This is a genomic window from Sphingobium quisquiliarum P25, assembly GCF_000445065.1.
Lineage (GTDB): Bacteria > Pseudomonadota > Alphaproteobacteria > Sphingomonadales > Sphingomonadaceae > Sphingobium > Sphingobium quisquiliarum.
The window spans coordinates 40,267-58,435 of sequence record NZ_ATHO01000011.1; the positions used below are offsets into that span (position 1 = coordinate 40,267).

The 18,169-nt window shown below is 65.8% G+C and carries 18 protein-coding genes; 6 read left to right on the plus strand and 12 right to left on the minus strand.

The genetic code is table 11. From position 1 onward, the window contains the following. Positions 1 to 214: 214 nt before the first annotated feature. Both L288_RS24170 and L288_RS24175 read left to right on the plus strand, forming a co-directional pair. Positions 215 to 673 carry an Lrp/AsnC family transcriptional regulator gene (locus tag L288_RS24170; protein WP_021236698.1) on the plus strand — a complete coding sequence of 153 codons (459 nt, stop codon included), beginning with the start codon at positions 215 to 217 and terminating at the stop codon, positions 671 to 673. Next, positions 670 to 1,164: an Lrp/AsnC family transcriptional regulator gene (locus L288_RS24175; RefSeq protein ID WP_021236699.1), complete on the plus strand. Its 495-nt coding sequence runs from the start codon at positions 670 to 672 to the stop codon at positions 1,162 to 1,164. The genes L288_RS24170 and L288_RS24175 overlap by 4 nt, the downstream gene beginning before the upstream one ends. Before the next feature lie 69 nt (positions 1,165 to 1,233). Here L288_RS24175 and L288_RS24180 read toward each other — a convergent pair whose 3' ends face one another. The 5 genes from L288_RS24180 to L288_RS24200 form a co-directional block, all read right to left on the minus strand. After that, positions 1,234 to 2,172 (minus strand): AEC family transporter, encoded by a 939-nt coding sequence (locus L288_RS24180; protein WP_021236700.1) that lies wholly within the window; start codon positions 2,170 to 2,172, stop codon positions 1,234 to 1,236. Between the two features lie 98 nt (positions 2,173 to 2,270). Then, positions 2,271 to 3,149 (minus strand): sugar phosphate isomerase/epimerase family protein, encoded by an 879-nt coding sequence (locus L288_RS24185; RefSeq protein WP_021236701.1) that lies wholly within the window; start codon positions 3,147 to 3,149, stop codon positions 2,271 to 2,273. A 12-nt stretch (positions 3,150 to 3,161) separates the two neighbouring features. After that, positions 3,162 to 4,061 (minus strand): NAD(P)-dependent oxidoreductase, encoded by a 900-nt coding sequence (locus tag L288_RS24190; protein WP_021236702.1) that lies wholly within the window; start codon positions 4,059 to 4,061, stop codon positions 3,162 to 3,164. 204 nt (positions 4,062 to 4,265) lie between these two features. Further along, complete coding sequence (locus L288_RS24195) at positions 4,266 to 5,516, minus strand: CaiB/BaiF CoA transferase family protein (RefSeq protein ID WP_021236703.1); 1,251 nt, start codon at positions 5,514 to 5,516, stop codon at positions 4,266 to 4,268. After that, positions 5,513 to 6,313 (minus strand): crotonase/enoyl-CoA hydratase family protein, encoded by an 801-nt coding sequence (locus L288_RS24200; protein ID WP_021236704.1) that lies wholly within the window; start codon positions 6,311 to 6,313, stop codon positions 5,513 to 5,515. The genes L288_RS24195 and L288_RS24200 overlap by 4 nt, the downstream gene beginning before the upstream one ends. Positions 6,314 to 6,417: 104 nt before the next feature. Between L288_RS24200 and L288_RS24205 the strand changes: the two genes are divergently transcribed. The 3 genes from L288_RS24205 (at position 6,418) to L288_RS24215 (ending at position 9,469) form a co-directional block, all read left to right on the plus strand. Then, the gene (locus L288_RS24205; RefSeq protein ID WP_021236705.1) at positions 6,418 to 7,290 is read left to right on the plus strand and encodes a LysR family transcriptional regulator; all 873 of its coding nucleotides are present in this window, start codon (positions 6,418 to 6,420) and stop codon (positions 7,288 to 7,290) included. An 88-nt stretch (positions 7,291 to 7,378) separates the two neighbouring features. Beyond that, the gene (locus L288_RS24210) at positions 7,379 to 8,533 is read left to right on the plus strand and encodes an acyl-CoA dehydrogenase family protein (protein WP_021236706.1); all 1,155 of its coding nucleotides are present in this window, start codon (positions 7,379 to 7,381) and stop codon (positions 8,531 to 8,533) included. 12 nt (positions 8,534 to 8,545) lie between these two features. Continuing rightward, positions 8,546 to 9,469, plus strand: coding sequence for an acyl-CoA dehydrogenase family protein (locus tag L288_RS24215; RefSeq protein ID WP_021236707.1), 924 nt, complete (start codon positions 8,546 to 8,548; stop codon positions 9,467 to 9,469). A 138-nt stretch (positions 9,470 to 9,607) separates the two neighbouring features. On the opposite strand, the gene mmsB is transcribed toward L288_RS24215, so the two are convergent. The 5 genes from mmsB to L288_RS24240 are packed head-to-tail and all read right to left on the minus strand — an operon-like array spanning position 9,608 to position 15,084. Beyond that, positions 9,608 to 10,489, minus strand: coding sequence for a 3-hydroxyisobutyrate dehydrogenase (gene mmsB / locus L288_RS24220; protein WP_021236708.1), 882 nt, complete (start codon positions 10,487 to 10,489; stop codon positions 9,608 to 9,610). Between the two features lie 39 nt (positions 10,490 to 10,528). Next, entirely contained in the window at positions 10,529 to 11,308 is a 780-nt protein-coding gene (locus L288_RS24225; RefSeq protein WP_021236709.1) for an enoyl-CoA hydratase-related protein, read from the minus strand. Positions 11,309 to 11,311: 3 nt separating this feature from the next. Continuing rightward, positions 11,312 to 12,370, minus strand: a complete 1,059-nt coding sequence (locus L288_RS24230) for an enoyl-CoA hydratase/isomerase family protein (RefSeq protein ID WP_021236710.1) — start codon at positions 12,368 to 12,370, stop codon at positions 11,312 to 11,314. Positions 12,371 to 12,410: 40 nt separating this feature from the next. Continuing rightward, positions 12,411 to 13,556 (minus strand): acyl-CoA dehydrogenase family protein, encoded by a 1,146-nt coding sequence (locus tag L288_RS24235; protein WP_031303792.1) that lies wholly within the window; start codon positions 13,554 to 13,556, stop codon positions 12,411 to 12,413. Positions 13,557 to 13,587: 31 nt separating this feature from the next. Beyond that, positions 13,588 to 15,084 carry a CoA-acylating methylmalonate-semialdehyde dehydrogenase gene (locus L288_RS24240; RefSeq protein WP_021236712.1) on the minus strand — a complete coding sequence of 499 codons (1,497 nt, stop codon included), beginning with the start codon at positions 15,082 to 15,084 and terminating at the stop codon, positions 13,588 to 13,590. A gap of 113 nt (positions 15,085 to 15,197) precedes the next feature. On the opposite strand from L288_RS24240, the gene L288_RS24245 reads away from it, so the two are divergent. Beyond that, the gene (locus tag L288_RS24245) at positions 15,198 to 16,079 is read left to right on the plus strand and encodes a LysR family transcriptional regulator (RefSeq protein WP_021236713.1); all 882 of its coding nucleotides are present in this window, start codon (positions 15,198 to 15,200) and stop codon (positions 16,077 to 16,079) included. Between the two features lie 35 nt (positions 16,080 to 16,114). On the opposite strand, the gene L288_RS24250 is transcribed toward L288_RS24245, so the two are convergent. Together L288_RS24250 and L288_RS0121125 are read right to left on the minus strand one after the other, a co-directional pair. Next, the gene (locus L288_RS24250) at positions 16,115 to 17,281 is read right to left on the minus strand and encodes an amidohydrolase family protein (protein WP_021236714.1); all 1,167 of its coding nucleotides are present in this window, start codon (positions 17,279 to 17,281) and stop codon (positions 16,115 to 16,117) included. A gap of 118 nt (positions 17,282 to 17,399) precedes the next feature. Then, complete coding sequence (locus L288_RS0121125; protein ID WP_021236715.1) at positions 17,400 to 18,083, minus strand: TetR/AcrR family transcriptional regulator C-terminal domain-containing protein; 684 nt, start codon at positions 18,081 to 18,083, stop codon at positions 17,400 to 17,402. Positions 18,084 to 18,169: the final 86 nt, after the last annotated feature.

Genomic DNA, 18,169 nt, shown 5'->3' on the forward strand with positions numbered 1-18,169 from the left:
CCTATCCGTTACGCATTGCAAGGGTCAAAGGGAAGGGGATTGTGCGGAATAGCTGCTTGCCGGGCCATATTGATGCGATGATCGCATGTGCGCGGGCGGCTTGACTTTGGCGGAGCGGCGCCCGCAACGAAAATCTGGCGCTCATCGATTCGCCACGCTATGGTCCCGCCAAATAGAGAGGTGGGCAAGAATGCAGATAAGGAGCGGGCGGACAATGACGCCGCCACCGCTGGATGCTCTGGATACGAGCATCATTGAAATCCTCCGCACCAACGGACGGGCTACCAACCAGGACATCGCCAAGCAATTGTCCGTCACCGCGGCCACCGTCTCCGCCCGCCTGCAAAAGCTGGAGGACAGCCGCGCCATGCGGGTCGTCGCGGTCACTGATTTCTCCGCGCTCGGCTACAACATCATCATCGTCCTTGGCGTCAAGGTATGGGGGCGCAGCGCCCAGGATGTCGGCCGCGACCTGGCAGCCTTTCCCGAAGTGCTGAGCGTCAACATCATGAACGGCGCGCACGATCTGGAACTGCTGGTCGCCCTGCACGACTTTTCCGAAATCCAGAATTTCCTCTACGATCATATCGCCGGGATCGAAGGCGTCGCCCATCTGGAATCGGGGATCGCGGTCGATATCGTCAAATATGAATTCAACGTGGCGCCCCTATGAGTGGCGCAAGCTGGCAGCGCCTGGACGCGCTGGACCGCAAGATCGTCGAGAAGCTGGGCCGGGACGCGCGCATTTCCAACCGCGCCATCGCGGCGGAGCTGGGCGTCACCGAAGGCACGATCCGCACCCGCATCAAGCGGTTGCAGAATGAAGGGCTGATCCAGTTCACGGTGGTCAAGGACTTCCGCATGGCCGGGTCGCCCAACCTCTGCATGCTGGGCATAGACGCCGATCCGTCCTGCGTGTCGGCCCTTGCCGAAACCATCCGCCAGATCCCGGAAATCAACTGCGTCGTGCTGATGCTCGGCCGGTTCAGCCTGCTCGCCATGGGCCTGTTCACCAATATCGAGCAGCTCAATGAGATCGTGATCGATCAGATCCGCACCTTGCCCGGTGTCCGCCGTGTGGAAACGTCGATTTCGGTCCACAATCTGAAATATGAACCCACCATCGCCAAGATCACGTCGGACCCGAAGGCGGATTGCGCCTGACCTGACGTGATGCCTGACCTCACCTGATGCAGGCGCGCCCGGCTCCTCCGCCGGGCCGCGCCTCGTCCCTCAACTGCCCAGCCACCACAGCACGGCGATCAGCGACAGCGACGCCATGCTGGTGGTCAGCGTCACCGCCCAGGCGCTCAGTTCCATCGCCCATCGTCCCGCCTTGCCCGCCAGCACGAAGCTGGAAGCGCCGCACGGCATCGCCGCCATCAGGATCGCCATCTTCGCCCATAGCGGCTGCATCGGCGGCAGCAGCATCACGAACCCCGCAGTGATCAGCGGATGCACCCCCAGCTTCATCGCCACCGTCCGGCTGATCGGCGCGGGCGCGGCGCTTTCGCGCGGCAGGGCGATGAAGATGCCGATCGCCGTCAGCGCGCACGGCGCCGTCGCCTGCGCCAGCGTCTCCAGCAGCACGTCCAGCGGCCCTTGCAGCGGCAGGCGCAGGATCGACCAGGCCACGCCCATCAACGCCAGCAGGATCAGCGAGTTGCGCGACACCGCCCGCGCGGCGAGCTTGATTCCCTTCATCGTGCCATGGCCGTGATTGGCGGCCATTTCGCTCACCACCATGCCCACGGTGAAGATGACGGCGGAATAAAGCAGCATCGTCACCGCCACCGGCGCGACCGCCGCCTGGCCAAAGGTCAGCAGCGCGACGGGCAGGCCGACGAAGCCGGTATTGCTGAAACAGCCGCACAGCCCCGCGATATTGGCCTCGCTGCTCGTCCGCCCCAGCCATTTCTCGACCGCGAAGCCGATCGCATAGGTGGTCAGCGCCCCGCCGATCACCGCGATCAGCATCGACGGCACCGCCAGGTCGCGCGCATCCATCTTCGCGATCGACCGGAAGGTCAGCACCGGCAAGGTGACGCCGATGACGAAGCGGTTCAGCACTTCAAAGGCGCGGTCCCCCAGCAAATTGGTGCGCCCGCATCCATAACCGAGCAGGATGAGCCCGAACACCGGCACCAGCGCGCCCAATATCGTCATCGCCATGGGAAGATCGCCACCGGAGGAGGGAAAACTGCGCGCCGCTTACAGCATCGCACCGGAAAGTGGGAACGGCTTTTTCACAAAAGCGCAGCGGCGGCCCGTCACCTCATTTCGCCCGAACCGCCGCCGAACAGCCCTGCCGCAGTGACGAAGCTCGCCCGCGCGGCCTCGTCCAGTGGCAGCGCGCGGAACGCGTCGGACAGGATTTCGACTCCATAAGGCCCGTCATAACCCGTCCGCCCCAGCGCCCTGAGGAAAGCGGGCAGGTCGAAATCGCCTTCTCCGCACAGCCGCCTGTGGCGCATCGTATCTTCGGTGATGGAACCTCGCATCACCTTATCCGCGTCGCATAATTCCACCGCCTTGATGAAGCGCGCCGGAACCGCCGCGACATCCTCCACGGCGCTGCCCGAACGGACGACATGCCATATGTCGATCAGCAGCCCGCCATTGGCCGCCCCGGCCCGGCTGACCATGTCGAGCGCGGACGGCAGGTCCGGCAGGTCGGAAAAGGGGATCATCTCCAGCGCCATCGCCAGCCCATGCGGGGCCGCGTCCGCGCACAAGGCGGCGAACTGTTCCGCCAGCCGCGCCATGTCCCATCCCTCATCGCCAAAGGGCGGCATGACCTTCACATGGCGTGCGCCCAGCATATCGGCCGCCTCGAACAGCTCCGCCCGCGCGGCGTCGGACCGCTTGCGCCGGTCCCCGTCCGCGAACCAGTCCGGGAGATATTCCAGCTCGACGATGCGCAGCCCGGCATCGGTCAGGCGTCTGCACAGCGTCCGATAGTCCTTGCCCCGCTCACGCCACCGCGCAAGGTCGCCCAGCCAGAAGCCTACGCCTTGATACCCGGCCCGCGCCGCCGCATCGATCCGGTCCTCCAGCGGCCACCGGCTCACATTGTCCGGCGCATCCGGCCGCACATTGCCCGCGATGGTCCAGCAGGTGGCGATCAATGCGGGGCGCCGGCCCGGCACTTTTTCTCTCCCTCACCCTATCCTGGGCGTTTCGATCCCCGCATTGTCGCAGGCATAGTTCAGCAGCGCGCTATAATCCTTCGATGCATAGTCCGTCGCGCGCGCGCCGCCGAACACGGCATGGGCGGCCGATCCCATGGGCAGGCCGATGCGATTTTCCGCCGCCGCGGTGATGGCGAGCGTCAGGTCCTTGAACGCCAGGTCGATGGTGAAGCCCGGCTCTATATCGCCCTTCAACGCCTTGTTCACCATCAGCACATGGAACTGGCCGTTGCGCGCGGTGGTATTGCCGGTGACGTCGTGCATCGTCTGGATGTCGAGGCCCAGCTTCGTGCCCAGCGCCAGCGATTCCGCGACGATCTGCGCGGTCGACAGCAGCATGAAATTGTTGATCAGCTTCATGCGGCTGCCCATGCCCGGCTTGCCGCAGCGGAAGATGTCGGTGCCCATGGCCTTCAGCGCCGGTTCGACCCGCGCATAATCCTCGTCATTCGCGCCGACCATGAACAGCGATTCGCCGCGTTCGGCATGCAGCGCCAGACGGCCGATCGGCGCATCGACAAAGGCGATGCCCTTGGCCGCGCAGGCGGCGGCGACCCGGTCGGTCCCCTTGGCGTCGATGGTGGACAGGTCCATCAGCAGCCCGCCAGCATCGATATTGGCCAGCACGCCGTCTTCGCCCAGCACCACTGCTTCCACATGCTGCGTCGCGGGCAGCACGGTGATGACGATATCCTGCCCCCGGCTCGCCTCGGCAACGCTCGCCGCCTTCTTCGCACCCAGCTCTGCCACCTTGCTCATCTTCGCATCGTCAATGTCGAAGACGGTGACGTCAAAGCCCTTGCGTTGCAGGTTGGACGACATGGGCAACCCCATCGCACCCAGTCCGATAAAGCCGATCTTCGTGGTCATGCTATTTCCTCTCGACGTTCGGCCGACATCCCGGCCAAGATGAATTCTGAATTTTGTTCACGCGGAGGCGCGGAGACGCAGAGAAAGGAAGAATGCGCCGTAGGCGCCCTCAACTTGCTCCCGAAAAGGGCGACGCACCCTCATCGCCGCTCCGCTGCCTCACTCTTCTCCGCGTCTCCGCGCCTCCGCGTGAATCATCCTTGCTTAATGCAATTTCTCCGCCACGACCCCCGCTTCGATCAGCGCGGCCAGATCGGCCTCGCTCACGCCAAGCAGGTCCGTCAGCACGCCGCGCGTATCTTCGCCCGACCGGGGCGGGGCATAGCGATAGTCGGCGGGCGTCTTGGAAAATTTGCCCGGATAGCCGAGCACCTTCACCACCGTCCCATCGGACCGCACCATTTCGCGCACGACGCCGCGCGCCTCGATCTGCGGATCGGCCAAAATATGGGGAATGTCGTTGACCCGCCCGCCCGGCAGCTTGGCCGCTTCCATGGCCGCGATCAGGTCGTCCGACTTCCACTTGGCGATGGCGGGGCGCATCTCTTCCTGCAAGGCATGGCGGTTGGGCGACCGCCCGGCATTATCCTTGAAACGCGGATCGTCGGGCAGGTCGGGCCGCCCGATCAGTTCGCAAAAGCTGCGGAACTGCCGGTCATTGCCCAGCGCCACCAATATGTCGCCATCGGCGCAGGAAAAATCCTGATAGGGGACGGTATTGGGATGCTCATTGCCCAGGCGGCGCGGGATCATGCCGCCGTTCAGGTAATTGCTGGCCTGATTGGCGAGCAGCGACACCTGCGTGTCCAGCAGCGCCATGTCGATATGCTGCCCTTCGCCCGTGCGGTCGCGATGGGCCAGCGCCGCCAGGATGGAGATGGCGGAATATAGCCCCGTCACCAGGTCGCTGATGGGGATGCCGACCTTCATCGGCCCGCCGCCCGGCTCGTCGTCGGGACGGCCGGTGATCGACATCAGGCCGCTCATCCCCTGGATCAGGAAGTCGTATCCGCCGCGATCCTTATAGGGTCCGTCCTGCCCGAAACCAGTGACCGAACAATATATGAGCCTGGGATTGATCGCCGAAAGCGCGGCATAATCCAGCCCATATTTGACCAGCCCGCCGACGCGGAAATTCTCGACCACGATATCCGCGTCCGCCGCGATCTTGCGGATCAGTTCCGCGCCGCGCGGGTCGGCCAGGTTGATGGCGGCGGACTTCTTGTTGCGGTTGGCGCACAGATAATAGGCCGCGTCCTTCGACCCGTCCTCCAGGAAGGGAGGGCCCCAGCGGCGCGTGTCGTCGCCCTGTCCGGGTTGTTCGATCTTGATGACTTCGGCGCCCAGGTCGCCCAATATCTGCGTGCACCAGGGCCCCGCCAATACGCGGGACAGGTCCAGCACCTTGATGCCCGCCAGCGGGCCGGTTGCCTTGGGGGAGGGGTTGCCGCTCACTTGTCCTTGAACTCCGGCGCGCGCTTGCCCAGGAAGGCGGCAATCGCTTCATGATGGTCTTCGCTATAATGGGCCAGCGCCTGATAGCTCGCCGCCATTTCCAGCAGCGTGGGCAGCTTCACATGCGCGCCTTCGCGCATCAGCCGCTTGGCCATGCGGGTGGCGTGGCCGGGATTGGCGGCGATCTTGCCCGCCAGTTCGACCGCGCGGTCCATCAGCCGGCCGCCCGGCACGACTTCGGCCACCAGCCCATAGTCCAGCGCCGTCGCCGCATCGATCGCGTCGCCCGTCAGCGTCATGATGTTGGCGCGCTGCGGACCGATCAGGCGCGGCAGCAGCCAGCCGCCGCCGCCGCCCGGAATGATGCCCAGCTTCACATAGCTTTCCGCGACCACCGCGCTGTCGGCCATGATGCGGATGTCGCACATGCAGGCGATGTCCAGCCCCAGGCCGATCGCCGGGCCGTTGATCGCCGCGACCATCGGCACTTCCAGTTCCAGCAGCGCCGGGCCGATCATCTGCACGCTGGTGCGATAGCTGTTGCGGATCTCATAGGGCGATCCGCCGAACATGCCCGATCGTTCCTGCATGTTCTTGACGTTTCCGCCTGCGCAGAACGCCTTGCCCTCGCCCGTCAGGACGATCGCGCGCACCGTCGTGTCGCGCGCCATCCGCTTGCAGAAATCGACGATCTCCTCGCTATGTTCGACTTCGGAAATCGCGTTGCGTTCGGCGGGACGGTTGAACCGGGCGATGACGACGGGGCCATCGCGCTCGATGAGCAGAAACGGGTCCAAGGTCTGGCTCTCCTGAAAATAGGGCGGGTTTGCGCGGCACGCTAGGCGCTGGTCCCTTTTGGCGCTAATATTGATTTCGGCTTTATCGATATACAGAGGCTATCGTGGAACTGCGCCAGCTGCGCTATTTCGTCACCCTTGCCGAAACCGGCAATTTCCACCGCGCGGCGGAGCGGCTCAACATCTCCCAGCCGCCGCTGACGGTCGCCATCCGCAAGCTGGAGGCGGAACTGGGCGCGGCCCTGTTCGATCGCGGGGCGCGCGGGGTGACGCTGACGCCTGCGGGGCGCAGTTCGCTGGAAATCGCGCGGGCCGCGCTCGCCCAGGCCGATCGGTTCCGCGAAACCGTGCGCGAAGGGGCGGTGGGGGAACGGGGCAGGTTGCGCGTCGGCTTCGTCGGATCGGCCACCTTCGAACTGCTCCCTCGCCTGATCACCAGCTATCGCCGCCGCTATCCCGCGGTCGAACTGGTGCTGGAGGAAGCGACCAGCGTCGACATCGCGCGAAAGCTCGCCGCGACCGAACTGGATGTCGGCCTCGTGCGGCTTCCCCTGCTTCAGATCGCGGCGGTGGACACGCGCGTGATCGACCCGGACGAGTTGCACGCCGCGCTCCCGGTCGGCAGCCCCTTTGCCGACGCGGACAGCGTCGAACTCGGCGATCTGGCGCAGCAGCCCTTCATCCTGCAAAGCCGCATCAGCGTGCTGCACTCCATCACCCTCACCGCCTGTCAAAAGGCCGGGTTCATGCCCATCGTTGCGCAGGAGGCCGCACAGCTCAGCGCCGTGCTCGCCCTCATTCGCTCCGGCCTTGGCGTGGCGCTCGTCCCCTCCCGCGCGGCGGTGTCCGTGCCGCAGGGCGTCCGCCTCGTCCGCCTTGCGCAGCAGGTGCCGGTGCAGACCGGCGTCGCCCTGCCGCGCGAAGGCGCGACCCTGCTCGCCCGCAACTTCGCCGCTCTCGCCTCCGATAGCAAATAGGTATCGCTGGACGGACAATCGATATTGGACACTCGCCCCGGCAAGCGCGATCAGGCTTCGACTTCACTCACGGTTTTACGAGGCCGTCTTGTTCGAAACATTGACCCTTTCCACCCTCCCGCCAGAGGATGAAGCGATCCGTCCCGCCCTGCGCGCGCTGATCGCCGAAGCCATTTCCGAACTGCCGGTCGATCGCCGCGCCCGGTCCTGGCAGGGCTTCGACGCTTCGTTCAGCCGCAAGCTGGGGCAGGCGGGCTATCTCGGCCTCTCCATCCCCAAAAGCTACGGCGGCGCCGACCGCAGCCCCTTCACCCGCTTCGTCGTGGTGGAGGAACTGCTCTCCGCAGGCGCCCCCGTCGCCGCCCACTGGATCGCCGACCGCCAGAGCGGCCCGCTGATCCGCCACTTCGGCACGGAGGAGCAGCGCCAATTCTACCTGCCCCGCATCTGCAAGGGCGAAGCGCTGTTCTGCATCGGCATGAGCGAGCCGGGCTCCGGCTCCGACCTCGCCAGCGTCCGCACCCGCGCCGACCGGCAGGAGGATGGAAGCTGGCTGCTCAACGGCCAGAAGATCTGGACCACCAACGCGATGCACAGCGATTACATGATCGCCCTGGTGCGCACGTCTGGAACCAGCGCCGACCGCCAGCAGGGCCTGTCGCAGCTCATCGTCGACCTGAAGCTCCCCGGCATCACCATCCGCCCCATCGTCGACCTGACCGGCGACGCGCATTTCGCCGAAGTCTTTTTCGAGGATGTCCGCCTTGCCCCCGACGCGCTGATCGGCGCGGAAGGGCAGGGGTGGAAGCAGGTCACCGCTGAACTCGCCTTCGAACGCAGCGGCCCGGAACGCATCTATTCCTCCGTCGTGCTGATCGATGCCTGGGTCCGCCACCTGGAAGCCGTGGGCCGCAAGGACAGCGCCACCATGCGCCTCGCCGGATCGCTGACCGCCCAGCTTGCCGTGCTGCGCGAAATGTCGCTCGCCGTCACCGCGCGCCTTGTCGCGGGCGAAAGCCCCGTGGTCGAAGCGTCGCTGATGAAGGATCTCGGCACCGGCTTCGAACAGGCCGTGCCGCAACTGATCGGCGACGATCTTGCCGCCAACCCGGACGAGCCTGTCGATGCCGAACTCTACCGCACATTGCTTTACGTCACGCATATCGCGCCCAGCTTCTCGCTGCGCGGCGGCACGCGGGAAATCCTGCGCGGCATCATCGCGCGCGGATTGGGCCTGAGATAAGGGGGACGGACCATGGACATGCAGGAACTGATCGATCCCTTCGCCCGCCTGATCGAGGATCTGTGCACCCCCGCCGCCGTTCGTGCGGTGGAAGCGGGCGGCGACAGCAGCGCGATGTGGAACGGCTTCGTCGAATCCGGCTTCCTCGACGCGCTGGTGGCGGAGGAGGCGGGCGGCGCTGGCCTTTCGCTCGCCGATGCCGCGCCGCTGATCGCGCTGCTTGGCCGCCATGCCGTGCCGCTGCCGGTGGGCGACACGATGATCGCCCGCGCGCTGCTGGCGGCTGCTGGCGTGGAAGCGCCTGCCGGTCCGATCGCGATCGCCACCGGCGCGGGCCCGGCCCCCTTCGCAGCCGTTGCCTCGCACATCCTGTCCGGCTCGCCCGAAGTGCCTGTCCTCAGCGAAGCCAGGGTCGAGGCGACCGGCGTGCATCATGACGTTGACGGCTATGCGCCCGGCCTGGATGGCAAGGCGCTCCGCGCCGTCGCCGCCATGCTGCGCGCGATCCTGATCTCCGGCGCGGCGGAGCGCGTCATGGAAATGACGGTCGCCTACGCCAATGAGCGCAGCCAGTTCGGCAAGCCCATCGGCAAGCAGCAGGCGGTGCAGCAGCAGCTTTCGGTCCTCGCCGAACAAGCCGTCGCCGCCCGCATCGCCGCCGCCATTGGCGCGCGGTCCGGCCTCACCCCGCGCCTGGCCGACGCCGCCATCGCCAAGCATGGCGCCAGCCTCGCCGCCGCGCAGATCGCCGCCATTGCCCATGCCGTGCACGGCGCGATCGGCATCAGCGAGGAATATGACCTGCAACTGCTGACCCGCCGCCTGCATGGATGGCGGCTGGCCGATGGATCGGAAGGCTATTGGGCGGGCGTTCTGGGCGGCTTGCGGATGGATGAAGCGGGCAAGCCGACCGCGGACTTCCTGCGGGCGGCGTAGGGGTTGGTCCCGAAGCGCGGCGTTCTCCTGCGAAGGCAATCGAACGAGACAAGCGGCTCGTGAAAGCCCAGTCCGGCCTCTGGTCGATCATCGCACCGTTTGGACCTGGTTCCTGCCTGCGCAGGAACACGTTTCGCCTTACCCCCGCAGCAGCCTGATGATCGAGGAAAAATCCTTCCCACCCTCGCCGCTATTCACCAGCATCTGGTATAGCGCCTCTGCATTGCCCCCCATCGGCACGCTGGCGTTCACCGCCGCAGCGGCCTCGACCGCCAGCTTGAGATCCTTCAACATCAGCGCGGCGGCGAACCCACCCTCATATCCATTGTCGGCGGGCGAATTGGGGCCGACGCCGGGCAGGGGGCAATAGCTGGTCATCGACCAGCTCTGCCCCGACGAAACGCTCGAAATGTCGTAGAAGGTCTGCGGATCGAGCCCGATCTTCTCCGCCATGGCAAAGGCTTCGCAGGTCGCGACCATGGTCGCTCCCAGCAGCATGTTGTTGCAGATCTTGGCGGCCTGCCCATTCCCCGCGCCGCCCGCATGGATGACGGCCTTGCCCATGGCGGACAGGATCGGCCTGGCCCGCTCGAATGCGGCATCGCTGCCCCCCACCATGAAGGTCAGCGTGCCGCCATTGGCCGCCGCGATGCCGCCGGAAACCGGCGCATCCACCATCGCAAAGCCCTTATCCTCCGCCGCCGCGATCGTGCGGCGGGCGGTGGCGACATCGATGGTCGAACAATCGAGCAGGATCGCGCCCGCATCGGCCGCGCCGAAGACGGAACCGTTATAGACCTCTTCCACATGCTTGCCCGCAGGCAGCATGGTGACCACCGCTCCGGCCCCTCGCACGGCTTCCCCGGCACTGGCGCAGGGAAGCGCGCCCGCCTCCTTCGCCTTGTCCAGCGCGGAGGCGGAAAGGTCGAAGGCACGGACCGCATAGCCGTTTTTCAGCAGGTTGGCCGCCATGCCCGCGCCCATATTGCCCAGGCCGATGAAAGCGATGGTCATGCTCATATGCTGGCCGCCTCCTCGCGGCCGTCACTATTCAGGGCGTCAGCGCCCCTTCCATTGCGCCGGGCGCTTTTCGACGAAGGCGGTCATGCCCTCGATCTTGTCCTGCGTGGCGGTAAGGATCTGGAACAGGCGGCGCTCGGTCAGCAGCCCCTGGGCGAGGCCCGTCTCGAACGCGACGTTGACCATCTCCTTGTTGATCATCGCCGCCATCGGGGGCATCGACGCGATAGTTTCCGCCGTCTTGAGCGCATCGTCCAGAAGCTCGGCCGCCGGGACGATGCGGGCGACGAGGCCCGAACGCTCCGCTTCCTCCGCGCCCATCATCCGGCCGGTCAGGCACATTTCCATCGCCTTCGCCTTGCCCACGGCGCGGGTCAGGCGCTGCGACCCGCCCATGCCCGGCGCGACGCCCAGCTTGATTTCCGGCTGGCCGAACTTGGCCGTATCCGACGCGATGATGAAGTCCGCCATCATCGCCAGCTCGCATCCGCCGCCCAGCGCAAAGCCGTTCACCGCCGCGATCCACGGCTTGCGCGTGGCGACGACGCCGCTCTGCCAGCCGGAAAAGAAATCCTCCAGGAAGAAGTCCGCCGCTTCCTTCTCCACCATTTCCTTGATGTCGGCTCCGGCGGCGAAGGCCTTGTCCCCGCTGCCGGTCAGCACCGCGCAACGCTGCGACGGGTCGGCATCATAGGCGGTGAAGACGGCGGTCAGGTCCTTCAATACCTGACTGTTCAGCGCATTCAGCGCCTGCGGCCGGTTGAGCGTGATCAGCGTCACGGCGCCACGCTGTTCCACCAGGATCGTTTCATAGGTCATCGGTCAAGCTCCAGTCTGCGGGTGAGGCGTCCATTCCCTGCCCGGTGGCAGCGGAGCGAAGAGGCTGTCAACCAGATCATGCGTGACCTCTTGCGGCGTGGCCGGATTCCAGCGCGGCGCATTGTCCTTGTCGAAGATGACGGCCCGCACGCCTTCGACGAAATCGGGGCGGCGGATGACATGGCAGGCGATGCGATATTCGTTGTGCATATTGTCGGCAAAGTCGGTGAAGGCCGCGCCTTCCGCCAATTGCCGCAGGGCGACCTTCACCGTCTGGGGCGACTTGGACGCCAATATGGCGCGCTGCTCCTGCGCCCAGGGCGATCCGTCCGCCTCCAGCGCGGCCAATATGTCCTCATAGCGGTCCGAAGCGAACAGGCGGTCGATATCGGCCCGCCGCGCCTCCCACTCCGAAGCGGGCGGGACATCGGCCAACGCGTCCAGAATGCCGGAGATGCGCGAAGGATCGGCGACGATCCGCTCCTTGGCCGCCTCGATCCGGCCGGATGGCAGATAATGGGTGGCAAGGCCCAGCGCCAGGCAGTCCGCCCCCTTGATCCGCGCCCCCGTCACCGCCAGCCACACGCCCGCGCGGCCGGGCAGGCGCGGCAGATACCAGCCGCCGCCGACGTCCGGGAACAGGCCGATGCCCGTCTCAGGCATGGCGAAGGTCGTCCGTTCGGTCGCGACCCGGTAGCGGGCGGGCAGCGATATGCCGACGCCGCCGCCCATGACGATCCCGTCCATGAAGGCGATGACCGGCTTTGAATAGCTGAACAGCATATGGTTCATGCGATATTCGAGGAAGAAGAAGCGCTCGGCCTCCGTGCAGTCCCCCTTCGCGCTGTTGGCGATCAGCGCGATGTCGCCCCCGGCGCAAAATCCCCTGCCGTCCGCGTGATCGATCATCACGGCGGCGATCCGGTCATCGCTCGCCCAGGCGATCAGCGCGTCCATCACCGCTTCGCACATTTCGGGCGTGAGCGCGTGGATCGCCTTTGGCCGGTTCAGCCGGATGCGGCCCACTCCATGATCGGCAAAGGTGATAAGCTGATCCGTCATTCCCGCTCCATATCCATGCGCCGCAGGGGCTTTCGTTCCGCTATTGCTTCAGCATATCCCGCGCGACGATCATGCGCATGACCTGATTGGTGCCCTCCAGGATCGAATGGACGCGCAGGTCCCGCCAGAAACGTTCGACCGGATAGTCCATCAGATAGCCATAGCCGCCATGCAGTTGCAGCGCGCGGTCCGCCACTGCCGATCCCGTATCGGTCGCCAGCCGCTTGGCCATGGCGGCAAAGCGCGTCTTGTCGGGCGCATTCTCCGTCACCTTGACGGCGGCGGCGTAAAGCAGCATCCGCGCCGCCTCCAATTCGGTCTGCATGTCGGCGAGCGTGAACTGCGTGTTCTGAAAGCCGGCGATGGCCTGACCGAACTGCTGGCGTTCCTTCGTATATCGCAGCGCCTCATCGATGCAGCGCTGCGCCCCGCCCAGCGAACAGGCGCCGATGTTGAGCCGCCCCCCGTCCAGCCCCATCATCGCGATGCGAAATCCTTCGCCCTCCGCCCCGACCAGATTTTCCAGCGGCACCCGCACGCCGTCGAAATTGACCTGAGCGGTAGGCTGGCTGTGCCAGCCCAGCTTGCGCTCCTGCGCGCCGAAGCTGACGCCCTCCATATCCTTTTCGATGATCAGGCAGCTGATCCCCTTGGGGCCTTCGCCGCCGGTGCGCACCATCGTCACATAGATGTCGTTTTCGCCGCCGCCCGAAATGAACTGCTTCGAACCCGTCACCACATAATGATCGCCGTCCCGCACCGCCCGCGTCTTGAGCGCGGCGGCGTCGGACCCGGACCCCGCCTCCGTCAGGCAATAGCTCGCCATGCGGTCCATCGGCACCAGATCGGGCAGATATTTGTCCTTCACCGCCTGGCTGCCGAAGCGGTCGATCATCCACGCGCCCATATTGTGGATGGAGATGAAGGCGCTGGTCGACGGGCATCCATAGGCCATGGCTTCCATGATCAGCGCCGCTTCCAACCGCCCCAGCCCGATGCCGCCCGACGTTTCCGACACATAGATGCCGCCGAAACCCAGTTCCGCCGCCGCGCGGATCGTGTCGCGGGGGAAGATATGCTTTTCGTCCCATTCGGCGGCGTGCGGCGTGATCGCATCGGCGGTGAAGCGGCGGGCAAGCTCCTGAATCTCGCGCTGCTCTCCGGTCAGGTCGAACTGGTTGGTCATGCTGTCCTGCTGTTCCGCCTTTGCCGCCTGATCATCCCATCGTCGGTATGATGAACGCGCTTTCGCCGCTTGCGCCGCCATCGGGCCAGCGCTGCGTCACCGTCTTCACCTTGGTCCAGAATTTGACGCCCTCCATGCCATGCTGGTTGGTGTCGCCAAAGGCCGACCGCTTCCAGCCGCCGAAAGTGTGATAGGCGACCGGCACCGGGATGGGAACGTTGATCCCGACCATGCCGACATTCACCCGCGCGGCGAACTCGCGCGCCGCATGGCCGTTGCGCGTGAAGATGGCGACGCCATTGCCATATTGATGCTGGCTGGGCAGCGCCAGCGCCTCCTCGAAACTTCCGGCGCGCACCATTTGCAGCACGGGCCCGAAAATCTCCTCCTGATAGCTCCGCATCGTTGGCGTCACATGGTCGAACAGGGTCGGCCCGACGAAAAAGCCCTCCTCATGCCCTTGCAGGGTAAAGCCGCGCCCGTCGACCACCAGTTCCGCGCCCTCGTCAACGCCCATCTGGATATAGTTTTCGATTCTCGCCTTGTGCGCGGCACTGACCACCGGGCCATAATGCGCATCGGGATCGGTCGACACGCCGACCCGCAGCGCTTCGATCGCGGGCAGCATCTTTTCGCGCAGGGCGGCCGCCGTCTTCTCCCCCACCGGCACCACCACGGGCAGCGCCATGCAACGCTCGCCCGCAGATCCGAACGCAGCGCCCGACAGGTCGTTCACCACCTGATCCAGGTCGGCGTCGGGCATGACGATGCCGTGATTCTTGGCCCCGCCCATCGCCTGCACGCGCTTGCCCGCCTCGACCCCGCGCCTGTAAACATAATGGGCGATATCGGACGATCCGACGAAGCTGACCGCCGCAATATCGGGATGGTCCAGGATCGCGTCCACCATCTCCTTGTCCCCATGCACCACCTGAAGGATGCCTTCGGGAAGCCCTGCCTCCAAAAACAGTTCCGCCAGCCGCACCGGCACGGAAGGATCACGCTCGGACGGTTTCAGGATGAAGGCGTTGCCGGTCGCGATCGCCACGCCCGACATCCACAGCGGGATCATCGCGGGAAAGTTGAAGGGCGTGATCCCCGCGCCGATGCCCAGCGGCTGGCGCATGGAATAGACGTCGATGCCCGGCCCCGCGCCCTGCGTATATTCGCCCTTCAGCGCATGGGGAATGCCGCAGCAGAATTCGATCACCTCCAGCCCGCGCTGGATGTCGCCCTTCGCGTCGGCAATCACCTTGCCATGCTCGGAACTGAGCAGACGCGCCAGCTCGTCCATGTTCCTTTCGACCAGCGCCTTGAATTCGAACATGACGCGCGCGCGCCGCTGCGGGTTGACGGCGGCCCAGGCGGGCTGGGCCTTCTTCGCGGCCTCCACGGCGCGGTCCAGCAGCGCCCGGTCGCCCAGGGCGACGCGCGCCTGCACGCTGCCCCTGTTCGGGTCGAACACGTCGCCGAAGCGGGCAGGGGCGGGCAGGCCGGAAAAGGCGATCTTATGGCTGATGTCGCGCATGGCGGATCTCTCCTGTGGTTGCTTCGTCTCTGGGCCTAAGCACATTTGCATGCAATAGCGCATTGTTGCATTCATGGGCTGCAAAAATGCAGCAAGGCGCGGGAAGGAAGCAGATGTTCGACTGGGATGACATGCGCGTGTTCCTGGCCGTGGCGCGGGCGCGCAAGATCGCACCGGCCGCGCGTTCGCTGGGCCTTGATCCCACCACGCTGACGCGCCGGATCGGCCGGTTGGAAAAGGCGCTGGGCGCGCGCCTGTTCGACCTCAGCATGGGGGAGCGGCTGCTGTCGGAGCAGGGCCATGCGATGCTCGCCCATGCCGAGCGCGTCGAAAGCGCCACCCTCGCCGCGATGGAGGAAGCGACCGGCAAGGCGCGGACCCTGTCGGGGCAGGTGCGCCTGTCCGTGGCCGAAGGGTTCGGCACCTGGGTGCTGGCCCCCGGCCTCGCCAGCTTCCATGCGCGCCATGCCGGTATCCGGCTGGACCTCATTTCCGCATCAGGCTTCCTCAACCCGTCCAAGCGCGAAGCGGACATGGCGGTGATGCTCGCCCGGCCGCAAAGGGGGCGGCTTTCCGTCCAGCGGCTGGGCGACTATGCGCTGCACCTCTATGCGGCCAGCGCCTATCTGGAACAGCATGGCGCGCCCGCCAGCCCCGCCGATCTGCTGCGCCATACGCTGATCGGCTATGTGCCCGACTTCATCTTCTCGCCCGAACTGGATTATCTCAATGAAGTGCATGCCGGGCTGGAGGCGCATCTGCGCGCCACCAGCATCAACATGCAGCACCGGATGATCGCGGAGAGCGCTGGCATCGGCATATTGCCGGACTTTATCGGCCGCAGGGACCCCGGCCTGCGGCCGCTGCTGGCGGGCAGCGTTCAGATCACGCGCAGTTTCTGGCTGGTCATCCACGAAGACCTGCGCAAGCTGCCGCGCATCGAAGCCGTCGCCCAATGGCTGCACGAACGCGTCGCCCACATGAACCCCGGCTAAGGCGCGCCGCTGATCGCGGGCAGCATCGCGGACCGTCAGAGGCCGAGCAGGTCCGCCGCCGATTTGCCGAAGAAGCTCTCCCGCGTCGATTGCGGCAAACCCTCCAGCTGCTTGTCGTAGAGCGCGACCGCCTCCTGATGTCCCTCGATATGCGGGAAATCGGACGAGAAGACGATGATGCCTTCGGGCACGCGCTCGATCGTCGGGCGCAGCACGTCCTGCTGGTGGACGACCGACACGCGCACCTGCCGCTGCACATATTCGCTGGGTTTCAGCGGATAGGAATAGGGCGCGAAGCTCAGCATGCGGGGGCGCTTCTCATCGGCCTCCAGATCGATCGCTTCCAGGAAATCGGGCAGCCAGTCGATGCCCAGTTCCGACACGATGACCGCCAGCCTTGGATAGCGGTCGAGCACACCGCCGAAGATCAGCGACGCGACCGCAAGTTGCGGCACCAGGCGGCGCGACAGGTTGGCGATGCGGTAGAAGGCCGCGATGTCCCCGCCATTGTTCGCCCATCCCGGATGCATCGCTGCCCGGCCGCCGCCGACATGGAACAGGATGGCGACGCCCAGATCCTCGCATGTGGCCCAGAAGGGCTCGAAATCGGGATGGTTGAGCGCCTTGCCGCCATGCGGATCGGCCTTCACGAACACCGCCCGCGCGCCCTTTTCGCGCCCGGCCACGACCTGCGCGATCGACCATTCCACGTCCATCAGGTCGATGACGGTCGCCGGGATCAGGCGGTCGGTATAGCCGTGCAACTGCTCGGTGGACCAGCGATTATAGGTATCCAGCGTTTCCAGCGCCAGTTCGGGCGCGTTGCGCATCGCGTGGCGATAGGGGTGGTATCCGTTGGACGGCAGCAGGATCTGCTTGTCGATGCCGCGCTGGTCCATCCATTTGATGCGCGGTTCGGGCTGATAGGCCTCAGGCGAGTAGGACCCCGAATCGATCGCGATCTGCGGCGGGTCGCCGCCTTCCAGCGACTTGCGATAGGCCTCTGCGATAACCTCCGGGATCAGGGTCAGCGGGTCGGGCCGCAAGGCGGGCGGAACGGATGAAAACAGGTCGCCCACCACGATGTCCAGCAACTGTTCGGCCGCCGTCATCCGGGGCAGCTTGGCGGCGAGCGCGGGATTGGCCTTGGCGAACCAGTCGGACGGCTCATTGAAATGGCTGTCCACATCGATGATGCGCATGATCGTCTCTCCTCATGCCGCGCAGCCTGCTTGATCGGCTGCTTTCCCCGGCGTCGCGCATTATCCTAGGCGAAAGGAAGAGAGCGGCAAGCGTTATTTTCGAACCAATATTCTTTTATTATCCGCCCGCCGTTTCCAGCAGCATGCCGATCGCCGCTTCCCAGTTGGCCGGGTCGGCGCATGCGGTGACCTGTCCGGCATGGGCGTTCAGCAAGGGAAGCTCGGCGCGCGGGCGGGCGTCGATGCTGTCCTGCACGGCGGCGGGATAGTCATCGGCGTAAGCGGCGGCATGGGACGCCAGAACCGCCGATCCCATGACGATGGCGTCGATCGCATGCAGCAGCCACAGCGCCCGCTCCGCCGTGAAGCCGCGCGCCATCATCACCTCCAGCCAGCGCTCCACATTGTCCAGCTTGGCCGCCGGGCTGATCTTGCCGGAAATGAGGAGCGGCAGAAGCTGCGCATCGCTGCGGAAAAGGCCGTAGGCGGCGCGGGCATAGGCACGGGCATAGGCGCGCCAATCCTGCCCCTCATCCTCCGGGAAGGACTGTCCCGCCATGGCGTGCCGCGCGGCAAGGCTGACCAGTTCCTCCCGGTTCTTCACATAATTATAGAGCACGGCGACCCGCACTCCCAGCCGTTCGGCGACTTTCGCCATGGTCAGGTCTTCCAGTCCCACGGCGATGGCGGCCTGAATCACCTGGCTGGTTGTCAGCCGCCTTGGCCGTCCGGCCTTGCGCACAGGCGCTTCGTCCGGGGGGACAAGGGTGGCGCTGGGCGGCGTGAAAGCGGGATCAGGCATCGCGGCACAGTGCGGGCAGGGGGCCCGCATTTCAAGGCCCGCCTCCATCGCGCTGTCAGGCCGCGACGCTCACCGGCGCGGCCTGC